Raw genomic sequence first — 12,566 nt, forward strand, 5'->3', positions numbered from 1 at the left:
CCGTGCCGGATCCGTCTCGCGGTCCGGTCTTCTTCGATCAGACGCCGCGGAGCTGAGCCCCGGTGCGCTCACCCGCGAGTGCGACGGCGGCGTCGCGGGCAGCGGTGGTCTCCTCGACGGTCAGCGTCCGGTCGGCCGCCCTGAACCGCAGGGAGTAGGCCAGAGACTTCCTGCCCTCGCCAATCTGAGCCCCGGTGTAGACGTCGAACAGCCGGATCGACTCCAGCAGCTCGCCCGCCCCCTCGCGTAGCGCCGCCTCGACGGTGGCGACGGGCGTCGAGCCGTCGACGATGAGCGCGACGTCCTGGGTTGCGATCGGATAGGAGGAGATGCCGGACGCCTGCTCCGGGCCCGACAGCAGCCGCTCGAGGCGGGTCAGCTCCAGCTCCATCGCGCTGGTGCGCGGCGGCAGGCCGTAGGCCTCGATGACGCGCGGGTGCAGCTCACCGGCGTGCCCGACGAGCACGTCCCCGGCGTACAGTGCGGCGCAGCGGCCCGGGTGCCACGGCTCGTGCCGGTCCGCGCGGACGTCGAGGGTGACGCCCGCCTCGCGGGCCACCACGCGGGCGGCCTCGACGGCGTCGGCCCAGCTTCCCGCGCGGCCCTCGCCCCACCAGCCGGAGCGCTCGAACTCGCCCGCCAGCACGACGCCCGCCCGCACCGGCTGGGCGGGCAGCGCCGACTCGATCGAGGCGAGCTCCTCCTCGTCGGGCCTGCGGTCGACGCCCAGCACCGGCGCGGTCGCGGGCGCGTCCTGGAACGGCCGGTAGACCAGGCCCGTCTCGAACAGCGCCACGTCGCCGAAGCCCCGGCCCACGTTGCGGACCAGCGTCTTGAGCAGACCGGGCAGCAGCGTGGTCCGCAGCAGCGGCTCGTCCTCGCTGAGCGGGTTGGCCAGCCGTACGGCCAGGCGGCGATCGTCGCCCTCTGACAGTTGCAGATTGTCGAGGTCACGCTCCCCGATGAACGGGTAGGCGAGGATCTCGACGTAGCCGGAGGCCGCCAGCGCCCTGCCGACCCTGCGGCGCAGCCGCTGGCCCTCGGTCAGACCCGCGCCCGCGGGGGCACCCGGCAGGATCGAGGGAAGGTTCTCGTATCCCTCGAGGCGGATGACCTCCTCCGCCAGGTCGTTGGGGTCGGTGAGGTCGGGCCGCCATGACGGCGGGGTCACCGTCAGCATGTCGTCACCGGTGACCGCGAGCTTGGCGGCGAGGTCGTCCACGGGGGCGACCGAGCCGCTCACGACCGTGCAGCCGACCTGCTCGAGGCGGCGGACCACCACTTCGCGGTCGTAGACGGTCCCGGCGACCCTGCCGGGGTAGTCGCTCGGGATGGAGACCTGGACGGGCTCGATCTCGATCGCGGCGTGGGTCACGCCGGGCTGGATCGTGCCGCCGCCCAGCTCGGCCAGAAGCTGGGCCGCGCGCCACGAGGCGTACAGCGGAAGCTCCCGGTCGACGCCCCGCTCGAAGCGCTTCGACGCCTCGCTGACCAGGTTGTGGCGACGGGACATCCGCGCGACGCCGCTGGCGGAGAAGTGCGCCGCCTCGATCACGATGTCGGTCGAGGTCTCGGAGATCTCGGTGGTCAGGCCGCCCATGGTCCCGGCCATCGAGATCGCGCCCGAGCGGTCGGTGATCAGGATGTCCTCGGGGTCGAGCGTGCGCACAACGTGGTCGAGGGTCTCCAGCTTCTCGCCGGGCTCGGCGCGGCGCACGACGATCTCGCCGTCCAGCCTCGTCGCGTCGAAGGCGTGCAGGGGCTGGCCGAGCTCGAGCATCACGTAGTTGGTGACGTCCACCGCCAGCGAGACCGGCCGCATGCCCGCGCGGGACAGGCGCGTCCGCATCCACAGCGGGCTCTGCGCCGCCGGGTCGAAGCCCTGGATCTCCCGCAGCACGAAACGGTCACACGCGGTCGGGTCGGCGATCGAGGCCGGGTAGGACGGAGCGGACTCGGCGGGCGGGGAGACGTCGGCCGGGTCGAGGAACGCCACGCCGAAGGCGGTGGCCGCCTCCCTGGCCACCCCGCGCACCGACAGCGCGTAGCCGATGTCCGGGGTGATCTCCATCTCGATCACGTCGTCGCGCAGGCCGAGCAGCTCGACCACGTCGGCGCCGATGGGCGTGCCCTCGGGCAGCACCATGATGCCGTTGTGCTCGTCGCTCAGCCCCAGTTCGCGCTCCGAGCAGATCATGCCCTCGGACGTCCGCCCGTAGGTCTTGCGCGCGCCGACCTCGAAACCACCGGGCAGCACGCCGCCGGGCAGCACGACCGGCACCCGGTCCCCGACGACGAAGTTGGTCGCACCGCACACGATCTCACGCGGCGCGGCCTCTCCGACCTCGACCTGGCAGTGCCGGATGGGCTTCTTGAAGCCCTGCAGCTCCTCGATGGAGAGCACCTCGCCGACCACCACGTTCTTGACGTCGTGCCCGTAGGAGGTGATGGCCTCCAACTTGAGACCGGCGGCGGTGAGCCTGTCGGCGACCTCGTGGGCGGTGGCGGCGGGGAGATCGACGTACTCCCGCAGCCATGAAAGCGGGACCTTCATCAGACCTCCATCCCGAACGGGAGCGTGAAGCGCACGTCTCCCTCGACCATGTCGCGCATGTCCTCGACGTTGTGGCGGAACATCAGCGTGCGCTCGATGCCCATGCCGAAGGCGAAACCGCTGTAGCGGCCCGGGTCGACGCCGCAGGCGACGAGCACCCGCGGGTTGACCATGCCGCAGCCGCCCCACTCGATCCAGCCCTCCGACTTGCACGTACGGCACGGCGGGTTGCCCGGCACCGCGGAGGCCCCGCGGCACACGAAGCACCGCAGGTCCATCTCGGCGGACGGCTCGGTGAACGGGAAGTAGTTCGGCCTGAACCTGGTGGTGATTCCCTCTCCGAACATCACCTCGGCGAACCGGTCAAGGGTTCCCTTGAGGTGGGCCATCGTCAGACCCTCGTCGATCGCCAGCCCCTCGACCTGGTGGAAGACCGGGGTGTGGGTCGCGTCGAGCTCGTCGGTGCGGAACACCTTGCCCGGCGAGATCACGTAGACCGGGAGCGGGCGGCTCAGCAGGGCCCTGATCTGCACCGGGGAGGTCTGCGTGCGCAGCACCTTGCCCGAGTCGACGGACTCGACGAAGAAGGTGTCGTGCTCGGAGCGCGCCGGGTGGTCGGGCGAGATGTTCAGCGCGTCGAAGTTGAACCACTCGCCTTCCAGCTCGGGTCCCTCCGCCACCTCGTAGCCCATCCCGACGAACGCGTCCGCGATGCGCTCCTGCAAGGTGGTCAGCGGGTGCCTGGCACCGCGCGCGGCACGGTCCCAGGGCAGTGTGACGTCGACGGTCTCCTCGACGAGGACCCGCTCGTCACGCTCGGCCTCCAACTGTGCCTGGCGCTCGGCGAGGGCCTCGGCGACGGCCTTGCGGGCGCCGCCGATGCGCTTGCCCGCCTCGGCGCGGGCCGCGGGCGGGAGCGCGCCGATCTCGCGGTTGGCCAGGGCGATCGGCGAGCGGTCACCGGCGTGCGCGAGCCGTACCTGCTTGAGTTCGTCGAGGTCGCGCGCCGCCTTGATGGCGTCGAGCGCGTCGGCCTGCATGCGCGCCATCTCGTCGGCGTGCAGCGGGGTCACCTCGACCGGGTCGTAGTTAGACAAGAGAGAGCTCCGAATCCAGGGCTTGAGCGGCCATGAGTCTAGTCGGGGAGGCCCACCGGGCTTGCATCCGCGCTCAGGCGAAGTCAGGGGTGCCGGTGGGCACCATAAATCGAAACTCGGCCCCGCCTTCGGGCCCCCGCTGCACGGAGATGGTGCCACCGTGAGCCTCGACGAGGCCCTTGACGATGAACAGGCCGAGCCCTGTGCCACCGCGTCGGCGGGCGTTGCCCCGCCAGAACTGCCGGAACACGCGCGTGGCCAGCTCGGGCGGGATGCCCTCTCCCTGGTCACGGACGGACACGGTCACTCCCCACTGGTTCGGCTCGACGACTATTGTCACCGTACCGCGTCCGTGGCGCACGGCGTTTTCCAGCAGATTTGCCAGCACCTGGTCGATCTTGTCCTGGTCGAGCCAGGTCTCCGGCAGCTCGCCCCGCACCTCGAGCCGGAAGCGCTCCTCCGCCTCTCCCGCGGCGACCCGCCCGGCGATGATCTTCCGTGTCCTGGCCGGGATGTCGACCACCTGACGGTGGATCTCAAGGCGTCCCGATTCGATACGGGACACGTCGAGCAACTCGGTGATCAGCCGGGTGACCCGGTCGGCGTCGGCGTTGACCGTCTCCAGCATGACCAGCTTCTGGTCGTCGGTGAAGCGGGTCCACTTCGCGAGCAGGGTCGCGGTGAACCCCTTGACGCTGGTCAGCGGGGAGCGGAGCTCGTGGGCGACGGTCGAGACCAGGTCGGCGCGGCTGCGCTCGAGGCGCGCCCTCGCACCCGCGTCGCGCATCGTGATCACCACGCGGACGATCTCGCCTCCCCGCTCGGGCCTGCGCACCAGGCGGGCCGCGACGAGCATCTCCTGACCGCCGGGAGTGCGCAACGGCAACTCGGGCTGACGGATGCGGGTTGAGAGCCCGCCGTAGGTGTCGAGCCACTTCCACCAGTCGCGGCCGTCGTGGTCCCTGAAGGAGAACACGTCCCGCAGGTGCCGGCCCGCCGCCTGGTCCTGCCTGATCCCGGTGAGGCGGGTCGCGGCCCGGTTGACGGTCAGCACGTGGCCGTCCCGATCGGTCACGACGAGGCCGTCGGGAAGATCGTTGACGTCGATCACACAGGCGGGATCAGTGCTCCGCTCGTCGGTGTGTTCGCCGTGCACGACCCCGCCTCCTCGACGCTACAACGCCGACAATAGCGGGTTTCCCGCGTTCTCCGGCAGCCTCGGAGCGGGGGGCGTCACCCGCTCAGGGGACGGGCACGCTGAGACCGGGCAGATGCGTACAGACACACCGCGGCGGCGGTCGCGAGGTTGAGGCTCTCGGCCCCGCCGTAGATCGGCACCCTGACCACCTCGTCGGCCAGCCCCAGGATCTCCTCCGGCAGGCCCCAGGCTTCGTTGCCGAAGATCCACGCGGTCGGCCCCGACAGGTCGACGTCGTCCAGCGTCCGCGTTCCCGCGCCGTCCGCGGCGAGCACCCGCAGGCCCGAGGCCTTGAGCCTCTGCACGGTCCGCGCGACCGGTGTCCCGGTGACGACGGGCAGGTGGAACAGGCTTCCCGCGCTGGCCCGCACGCACTTGCCGTTGTAGGGGTCGACGGAGGCGTCGGTGAAGACCACCGCGTCGGCTCCCGCCGCGTCGGCGGTGCGCAGCACAGTCCCGGCGTTGCCGGGGTCGCGGACGTGGGCGAGCACGGCCACCAGCTTGCTGTCCTCGGTGACGGCGGTTTCGAGAGGCGCGTGCACGAACCGGCACACCGCCAGCAGTCCCTGCGGGGTGACGGTCTGGGCCAGCTCCGCCATCACCTCGCCGCTGGCCCGGTGCAGGGGCACTCCCGCGGCCGCCGCCGCGGCCACGATCTCGGCGTGCCGCGTCTGCGCCTCCGCGGTGGCGAACAACTCGGTGACGACACCGTCCAGCGCCAGCGCCTCGCGGACCGCCTGCGGTCCCTCCGCGAGGAAGGATCGGTCACGGTCCCGGAAAGCGCGCTTGGTCAGCCGCCTCGCCGCCTTGACCCTCGGCGACTTGATGTTGGTCAGCTCAGATCCCGCCATGCCCGTCCCCCAAGAATGCGAATACGGCCCACAGCGTGATCGCTGTGGGCCGCATACTCGTCAGTGCCGGATTCAGCCGGCGACCGGCGCGTTCACGTCGGCCGGCAGCGCCTTCTTGGCGGCCTCGACCAGCGTCGCGAACGTGGCGGCGTCGTTGACCGCGAGGTCAGCGAGGATCTTGCGGTCAACCTCGATGGAGGCAAGCCGCAGCCCCTGGATGAGGCGGTTGTAGGTGATGCCGTTCTGGCGGGCAGCGGCGTTGATGCGCTGAATCCACAGACGGCGGAAAGTGCCCTTGCGGTCCTTGCGGTCGCGGTAGGCGTAGGTCATCGAGTGGAGCATCTGCTCCTTGGCCTTGCGGTACAGCCTGGAGCGCTGCCCCCGGTAGCCCTTCGCCCGCTCGAGAACGACCTTGCGCTTCTTCTTGGCGTTGATCGCCCGCTTCACGCGTGCCATGTGTATCTATCTCCCCGGGGGCCGTTACTTAGCGAGCAGCTTCTTGATCTTCTTGGCGTCGGCGTCAGAGAGCACGACCTCGGGCTTGAGACGACGCGTCAGCTTGGAGGACTTCCACTCGTTGTAGTGGGCGCGGTTGGCGCGACGGCGCTTGATCTTGCCGGAGCCGGTGAGCCGGAACCGCTTCTTCGCACCACTGTGCGTCTTCATCTTCGGCATCTCAGCCGTCTCTCCCTCGATCGTGCCGATGTCCCGGGCCGGTAACCCGAGTCAAGGGCATGCCTGACTGCGAGACCGGACCCGGTCTCGGCTTCATCTCGCGACTACCTGACGGTTCAGGCTATGCGAGTCACTCCTGCGGAGCGGCCACCTCGTCGTCGAGCGGCGCCTGGTCCGTCACGGTGTCATCGTCACGCCGCGCCCTGGCCGCCGCCTTCTCGGCCTTGGCCTCGGCCTTCTTCTTGTGTGGCCCGATCACCATGATCATGTTACGGCCGTCCTGCTTGGGCTGGGACTCGACGAAGCCAAGCTCCGTGACATCCTCTGCCAGCCGCTGCAGGAGCCGGAAGCCCAGCTCGGGCCGGGACTGTTCCCGCCCGCGGAACATGATCGTGACCTTGACCTTGTCTCCCGCCTTGAGGAACCGCACCACGTGACCCTTCTTGGTCTCGTAGTCGTGCGGGTCGATCTTCGGCCGGAGCTTGATCTCCTTGATGATCGTGTACGCCTGGTTGCGCCGCGCCTCGCGTGCCTTCATCGCGGACTCGTACTTGAACTTGCCGTAGTCCATGAGCTTGCACACGGGCGGGCGAGCCGTGGCCGCGACCTCGACGAGATCGAGGTCGGATTCCTGAGCCAGCTTCAGAGCATCGCCGATCGAGACGATGCCAACCTGTTCGCCGTTCGGGCCGACGAGGCGGACCTCGGGGACGCGAATACGGTCGTTGATGCGGGGCTCGGCGCTGATGGGGCCTCCTAGGTTGCGATCCGCCGCCGTCTTTGTAGGCGGCTTTGCACATACTCGATCGTGCCGGGAGGTCGCGGAACACAGGCCGTTTCCAGGTCGAGAAGCGCGAAATGCCCCGCACGTCGCGCATGCGGGGCCACATGAGCTCATCGGTTTCGATGCCGTAAGCTCCCCGGAAACATCCGGTTTGTGATCCTTGACCTGCCGACCTCTCGGTCGACCAGGTGGGAGGTAAGCCTCCGCTTGCGCGTCCAGCAGGCATGCCGGACCGATCGAGTAATCACTCTACCACAACCCGAAGACCCCTTGATTCATTCCACGAAGCCCCCTTCACAGCCACATTTCTCATACTCGCTACCCAATATGCCGATGGTCGATATATAAAGATCGTATGAGCGATAGATCGATGCAGGAACCCACGTTCCTGATCCTCACGGCCCTGGCCGCGGGGCCCCAGCACGGCTACGGGGTGATCACCGACGTCCAGGAGATCTCCGGTGGCCGGGTGCGCCTGCGGGCGGGCACCCTCTACGCCGCCCTCGACCGCCTCCAGTCGGAGGGCCTCATCGCCACCGACCGCGAGGAGATCGTGGACGGCCGCGTGCGGCGCTACTACCGGCTGACCGGCGAGGGCGGCACTCGCCTGGCCGCCGAGGCCGAACGGCTGCGCAGGCACGCCGACGCGGCGTCGATCCGGCTGCGCGCCCGTCTCACGGGCGGAGCCCTCATGGGCCTGGGAGCCGCCCCGAGCCACGCGGGAGGTACGGCGTGAGCACGCTGGAGGACCGCTACCGCAGGCTGCTGGCCTTCTACCCCCGCGAGCACCGGGCTCGTCACGGGGAGGAGATGGTCGGGGTCATGCTCGCCACGGCCGGGGCGGAACGGCGCCGCCCGGATCCGGGAGACGTGCTCGACATCGTCAAGGGCGGACTCCAGATCCGCCTCCGGCACGCGTTCGGCCCGGAAAGCGCCGTGCACTGGCGTGACGCGCTGAACATCGCCGCGATCGTCGCGCCGCTGCATCTCCTGGTCAGCGAGGTCGGCACGTGGGGCATGGCGCTCTGGGTCGCGGGCGCGCTGCTCCCCATCCTCACGCTGCTGCCGATCGCCCTCACCCTCCTGCAGTTCCTGGTGCTCGTCCTCGCCTTGCGCGGCATGCGACGGGCCGCCGCGGCGGGCGCGTGGATCTCGCTGGCCGCGAACGTGGCGATGAGCGTGAGATTCCGCGCGGAGATGCCCGTCTCTTCCGGGCAGAGCGCGGTCTCCCTGCCCCTGGAGTTCCCGTTCGTCTCCCTCGGCACGGCGTTCGACGTGCTGCCCGTCCTGGTCGTCGCGCTTCTGCTGACGTTCGCCCCCCGCCCGGCGGAGGGGGCGGCGCTGATCGGCCGCCGAAGGCTCCTGCACTGGGCCGTGACGGCGGCCCTGACGCTGAACGTGGTCGGCGCCCTGGAGTACTTCCTGACCCCCGAGATCATCCCTGACGGGATGGCCACGACGGCACTGGTCTGCATGGCTTGCGGGGCCGCCAGCCGGACTCCGGCGGGCCGCCGCGTCCTGGTGCTCCTACTTCCGCCGCTCGTGGTGATCTACCAGGGTGTGCCCCTGAGCAGCCCGTACGACTCCGACTGGTTCCCGACGGTCGTCCGGGTGATGGTCGCCACCGTCATCTTCATCGTGGCCAGGCGCGGCTTTCGGCCCTACGGCTCGGGGACGGTCAGCTTCCCGGAGCCGCTCGCCTGACGATCTCGGCCTTGCCCGCGGCTCGCATCGCCTCGACCGGCACGTCAGTCCGGCCGGTCATCATCTCGACCTGCCGGGCCGCCTGATGCAGCAGCATCGGAAAACCGCCGATCACGGTGCCGCCCCCGGCCGCGACGGCGGAGGCCAGCCGGGTCGGCCACGGAGCGTAGACCACGTCGAAGAGCGCGGGCACCCCAGCGATCAGGCCCGCGAAGCCGTCCGCCGCTCCGGCGGGCAGGGTGGAGACGAGCAGGTCCACGTCCAAGACGGTTTCCAGCTTGTCGAAGGTCCGCAGCGACAGGGCCGTGCCCAGCCGTTCGGCGACCTCGCTGGTCTCACCCGCCCTGGCCGGATCGCGGACCACCAGGTTCACCTCGGACAGGCCCAGCTCACGCAGGGCCGCCAGCGTCGAGGCGGCCGTCGCTCCCCCGCCGAGGATTGTCGCGCTCTCCGGGGGCCGGACCCCGGCCTCGGCGAGTGCCTGGAGGATGCCGTACACGTCGGTGTTCTCCCCGTGGCGGCCGCGCTCGGAGAAGATCACGGTGTTCGCCCCGCCGACCTCGACCGCCAGTTCGGAGACCGTGTCGAGCAGTGGCAGAACGGCCCGCTTGAGCGGCATGGTCAGCGACAGGCCCGCCCAGCCGGGGCCGAGCCCGTCGAGCAGGCCGGGCAGCCCGGCCTCATCGCACTCGAACGCCTCGTACTGCCAGTCGTAGAGCCCGAGGCCCTCGTACGCGGCACGATGCAGGTGCGGCGAGAGGGAGTGGGCGATGGGGGAACCGAGCACCGCCGCCTTCATCATCCGCTTCCTCTGTTCCGCTCGAACTCCGCCTTCAGCTGGAAGAACTCGGCCTCGGTCGAGGCGAACTTGGTGATGCCCCGCTTCGGGTCGGTGGTGACGAACCAGATCCAGCCGCCCTTGGCCGGGTTGAGCGCCGCCTGGATGGCGTGGTCTCCGGGGTTGGCGATCGGACCGGGCGGCAGGCCGAGCCGCATGTAGGTGTTGTAGGGCGACCTACTCTGCAGGTCCGCGTTCGTGGCGGAGATGCCGTACTTGTTCAGCCCGTACATCACCGTGCTGTCCATCTCGAGCTTGCGCTTGGTGTCGAGTCGGTTGTAGATGACGCGGGCCACCTTCGGCATGTCCTCGACGCTGCCCGACTCGGCCTGGATGATGCTGGCGATCGTCATGATCTCGTGAGGGGTGTGGCCGAGGTCCTTGGCCGCCGCGGTCAGCCCATCCTTCTCCGCCGTCTGGTTGAACCGGTCGACCATCGCGGTGAGGATGTCGGCCGGGCCCATCTTGGGCGTGATCTCGTAGGTGGCGGGGAAGGCGTACCCCTCCAGACGGCCCCTGGCGTAACCCGGCAGGCCGAGCGCCTTGACGTTCTTCGCGGCCTGTTGGAAGTCCTTGAGCGGCTTGCCGGTCTCCTTGGCGAGCGTCACCAGGGTGTCCGAAAGGCGCAGACCCTCCTTGAGGGTTACCCGCTCCAGCAGTCTCATGGACGGGTCGAGCAGCTTGACGGCCGCCGCCGCGGACATCTGCTTGCGCATGCGGTACTCGCCCGGCTGCAGGGAGGCACTCTTGCCCGCGTCAGCGACGGCGCCGGTGAACGTCCTGGCGCTCTTGACTACGCCCTGCTTCTCCAGGGTCTGGGCGACGTCGGAGGCGGTCTGCCCGTCCTTGATCTCGATGACGACCTCGCCGGCGCCCTCACCGGTGTAGTCCTGCGGGGTCGTCACGCCGCGCAGCCAGGTGTAGCCGTAGAAGCCCGCCGCGCCAATGCCGCCAAGCAGGACGATGATCGCGAGCATCGGGGCGAGGAAGCCTCCCCGGTTGCGACGTCGCCTCCTGCGGCGGCCACGCCGTCCCGAGGACGCACGAGAGCCACGCCGTGACCCGTCGTCGTCCTCGGCGCCGACCAGAAAGTCCATATCGAGCCCGTTCATAGATGCGCTGGCCAATCTCCCGGTAGGGACGGCCTGGCGTCAAGCGGGTCTGCCAAACCGAGGGGGGACCCCGGAGCTGACACCGCGGTTCGCCTGGCGCAATGGCGTGACCTACCGGTGTTGATCGCCGCTCGCGGCGGAACGGGGGGTGTTCCGCCGGGCATCAATGCGTCCCGAGGTATCTGTTCAGCTGTTCCCGGTATCTCACAAACTCACTCTCTTTGTCAGTGAATTTCGTGATTCTATGCTCCGGATCGGTAGTGACAAACCAGAACCAATCACCTTGATCTGGCCGAAGAGCAGCTCTCAGCGCCTTCTCCCCGGGATTTCCAACGGGTCCGGGCGGCAGACCGGGCCTCAGATAGGTGTTGTACGGAGACCTCACCGTGGTGTCCTTCTCCGACACCCTGAGGCTCCTGCGCCTTTGCGCGTAGAGCACCGTGGTGTCGAGCTGGAGGGGTGTCCCGGCCCTGATCCGGTTGTAGATCACTCTAGCGATCTTCGGATAGTCCGAGTATCTACCGCCCTCGGCCTGGACGATACTGGCCACCGTGACGGCCTCGAGGGGGGTCAGATGGCTCTTGGCGGCCCGCCTCTCCAGGTTCAGCGCGGCCGCGGCCTCCTTGTAACGTTCCACCATGGCGCCGAGCACCTCGGCCGGGGTCGTGTCCGGCTCGACCTCGTAGGTCGCGGGGAACAGGAAGCCCTCCAGCCCCTTCGCGTAGGCGGGCAGATCCAGCTCGCGGACGTCCCTGGCCGCTCTGACGAGGTCGGCCCTGCGCATGCCGGTGCCCGCGGCGAGCCTGTCGAACAGCTCGGGCAGGCGGAGTCCCTCGGGGACGACGACCCGCCGAACCACCCGAGAGCGGGGCGCGGTCAGCAGGTCGAGCGCGGACTCGGCCGACATGCCCCTGCGGAGCCGGTAGTGGCCCGGCCGCAGGCTTCCCGCCTGTGCCCGCGCCTCGGCCACCGTGACAAACGCGCGGGCGCTCGCCACGACCCCCGCGTCGGCCAACGTCGAGGCGATCTCCCCCGCGCTCGCGCCCGCCGCGATCCGCACCGTTACCGTGCCCGAGCCGGGGCCCTCGAAGTCGTCAGGCGCGAGGTAGGGCCTGACCAGGACATAGCTCCCGATCCCCAGCCCGAGAACCACCACGCCCGCGCCCGCGACCGCGACCGGCAACCACAGGGAGCGCGGACAGCTCACCGAGCGGCCCCACCGCTCGGCTCCTCACCGGGCCGTCCTCCCCGCGGCTCGACCGCGGCGCCGGGCGGCCTGCCGGTGGCCCGCTCGCTGTCCAGCGCGGCCTGGAGCAGCACGATGGCCGCGGCCTGGTCGACCACGCCGCGCTGGTTCCTGGCCTTGACCCCGCTGGCCCGCAGGCCCTGCTGCGCGGTGACCGTGGTCAGCCGCTCGTCGAACAACCGCACCGGGACGGGCGCGAGGCGCGAGGCGATTTTGGCCGCGAACTCCCGGGCCCCCTCCGCCGCCTGTCCCTCGCGGCCGGAGAGCGACGTCGGCAGGCCGACCACCACCTCGACGACCTCGTACTCGGCCGCGATCGCCGCGAGCCGATCCAGGTCGCCTCTGCCGCGCCGTACGGTCTCCACCGGCGTGGCCAGCAATCCGGACGGATCGCTGCGGGCCACGCCGATGCGGACCGAGCCGACGTCGACGCCCAGTCGAATGCCGCTTCTCATCATCATTGCCTCAGCCTCCGAGCCGTGTCCGACCCGCAGGCACCGCCGACCA

13 protein-coding genes are annotated in these 12,566 nt (G+C 69.9%); 2 read left to right on the forward strand and 11 right to left on the reverse strand.

The window, feature by feature from the left end:
• Nucleotides 1-37 precede the first annotated feature (37 nt).
• From pheT to infC, 7 genes are all read right to left on the reverse strand, one after another.
• Nucleotides 38-2,554, reverse strand: coding sequence for a phenylalanine--tRNA ligase subunit beta (gene pheT, locus AB0395_RS37740; protein WP_366289589.1), 2,517 nt, complete (start codon nt 2,552-2,554; stop codon nt 38-40).
• Nucleotides 2,554-3,603 carry a phenylalanine--tRNA ligase subunit alpha gene (gene pheS, locus AB0395_RS37745; RefSeq protein WP_366289660.1) on the reverse strand — a complete coding sequence of 350 codons (1,050 nt, stop codon included), beginning with the start codon at nt 3,601-3,603 and terminating at the stop codon, nt 2,554-2,556. The genes pheT and pheS overlap by 1 nt, the downstream gene beginning before the upstream one ends.
• A 121-nt stretch (nt 3,604-3,724) precedes the next feature.
• Entirely contained in the window at nt 3,725-4,807 is a 1,083-nt protein-coding gene (locus AB0395_RS37750; protein ID WP_366289591.1) for an ATP-binding protein, read from the reverse strand.
• A gap of 77 nt (nt 4,808-4,884) precedes the next feature.
• Nucleotides 4,885-5,700 carry an RNA methyltransferase gene (locus AB0395_RS37755; protein ID WP_366289594.1) on the reverse strand — a complete coding sequence of 272 codons (816 nt, stop codon included), beginning with the start codon at nt 5,698-5,700 and terminating at the stop codon, nt 4,885-4,887.
• A 72-nt stretch (nt 5,701-5,772) separates the two neighbouring features.
• Entirely contained in the window at nt 5,773-6,156 is a 384-nt protein-coding gene (gene rplT, locus AB0395_RS37760; RefSeq protein WP_012892552.1) for a 50S ribosomal protein L20, read from the reverse strand.
• 24 nt (nt 6,157-6,180) lie between these two features.
• Nucleotides 6,181-6,375 carry a 50S ribosomal protein L35 gene (gene rpmI / locus AB0395_RS37765; RefSeq protein ID WP_184716514.1) on the reverse strand — a complete coding sequence of 65 codons (195 nt, stop codon included), beginning with the start codon at nt 6,373-6,375 and terminating at the stop codon, nt 6,181-6,183.
• A gap of 130 nt (nt 6,376-6,505) precedes the next feature.
• On the reverse strand, nt 6,506-7,123 hold the full coding sequence (gene infC / locus AB0395_RS37770; protein WP_366289663.1) for a translation initiation factor IF-3: 618 nt from the start codon (nt 7,121-7,123) through the stop codon (nt 6,506-6,508).
• A gap of 391 nt (nt 7,124-7,514) precedes the next feature.
• On the opposite strand from infC, the gene AB0395_RS37775 reads away from it, so the two are divergent.
• Together AB0395_RS37775 and AB0395_RS37780 are read left to right on the forward strand one after the other, a co-directional pair.
• Nucleotides 7,515-7,895: a helix-turn-helix transcriptional regulator gene (locus AB0395_RS37775; protein ID WP_366289599.1), complete on the forward strand. Its 381-nt coding sequence runs from the start codon at nt 7,515-7,517 to the stop codon at nt 7,893-7,895.
• Nucleotides 7,892-8,863: a hypothetical protein gene (locus tag AB0395_RS37780; RefSeq protein ID WP_366289601.1), complete on the forward strand. Its 972-nt coding sequence runs from the start codon at nt 7,892-7,894 to the stop codon at nt 8,861-8,863. Before AB0395_RS37775 ends, AB0395_RS37780 begins: the two co-directional genes overlap by 4 nt.
• On the opposite strand, the gene AB0395_RS37785 is transcribed toward AB0395_RS37780, so the two are convergent.
• The 4 genes from AB0395_RS37785 to ruvX form a co-directional block, all read right to left on the reverse strand.
• Complete coding sequence (locus tag AB0395_RS37785) at nt 8,838-9,662, reverse strand: shikimate dehydrogenase (RefSeq protein WP_366289666.1); 825 nt, start codon at nt 9,660-9,662, stop codon at nt 8,838-8,840. The genes AB0395_RS37780 and AB0395_RS37785 overlap by 26 nt on opposite strands.
• A complete protein-coding gene (gene mltG, locus AB0395_RS37790; protein WP_366289604.1) occupies nt 9,662-10,813 on the reverse strand; it encodes an endolytic transglycosylase MltG in 1,152 nt (383 codons plus the stop codon). The genes AB0395_RS37785 and mltG (AB0395_RS37790) overlap by 1 nt, the downstream gene beginning before the upstream one ends.
• A 163-nt stretch (nt 10,814-10,976) precedes the next feature.
• On the reverse strand, nt 10,977-12,020 hold the full coding sequence (gene mltG, locus AB0395_RS37795) for an endolytic transglycosylase MltG (RefSeq protein WP_366289606.1): 1,044 nt from the start codon (nt 12,018-12,020) through the stop codon (nt 10,977-10,979).
• Nucleotides 12,017-12,514 (reverse strand): Holliday junction resolvase RuvX, encoded by a 498-nt coding sequence (ruvX, locus tag AB0395_RS37800; protein ID WP_366289669.1) that lies wholly within the window; start codon nt 12,512-12,514, stop codon nt 12,017-12,019. The genes mltG (AB0395_RS37795) and ruvX overlap by 4 nt, the downstream gene beginning before the upstream one ends.
• Nucleotides 12,515-12,566: the final 52 nt, after the last annotated feature.

The sequence above is a fragment of the Streptosporangium sp. NPDC051023 genome (assembly GCF_040689595.1).
Taxonomy (GTDB): Bacteria; Actinomycetota; Actinomycetes; order Streptosporangiales; family Streptosporangiaceae; genus Streptosporangium.

What these genes read in the sequence shown, in the direction of transcription:
- rpmI (WP_184716514.1), bottom strand. Translation starts at nt 6,375, where the DNA reads ATGCCGAAGATGAAGACGCACAGTGGTGCGAAGAAGCGGTTCCGGCTC.
- AB0395_RS37775 (WP_366289599.1), top strand. Translation starts at nt 7,515, where the DNA reads ATGAGCGATAGATCGATGCAGGAACCCACGTTCCTGATCCTCACGGCC.
- rplT (WP_012892552.1), bottom strand. Translation starts at nt 6,156, where the DNA reads ATGGCACGCGTGAAGCGGGCGATCAACGCCAAGAAGAAGCGCAAGGTC.
- AB0395_RS37755 (WP_366289594.1), bottom strand. Translation starts at nt 5,700, where the DNA reads ATGGCGGGATCTGAGCTGACCAACATCAAGTCGCCGAGGGTCAAGGCG.
- pheS (WP_366289660.1), bottom strand. Translation starts at nt 3,603, where the DNA reads ATGGCGCGCATGCAGGCCGACGCGCTCGACGCCATCAAGGCGGCGCGC.
- AB0395_RS37785 (WP_366289666.1), bottom strand. Translation starts at nt 9,662, where the DNA reads ATGAAGGCGGCGGTGCTCGGTTCCCCCATCGCCCACTCCCTCTCGCCG.
- ruvX (WP_366289669.1), bottom strand. Translation starts at nt 12,514, where the DNA reads ATGAGAAGCGGCATTCGACTGGGCGTCGACGTCGGCTCGGTCCGCATC.
- pheT (WP_366289589.1), bottom strand. Translation starts at nt 2,554, where the DNA reads ATGAAGGTCCCGCTTTCATGGCTGCGGGAGTACGTCGATCTCCCCGCC.
- mltG (WP_366289604.1), bottom strand. Translation starts at nt 10,813, where the DNA reads ATGAACGGGCTCGATATGGACTTTCTGGTCGGCGCCGAGGACGACGAC.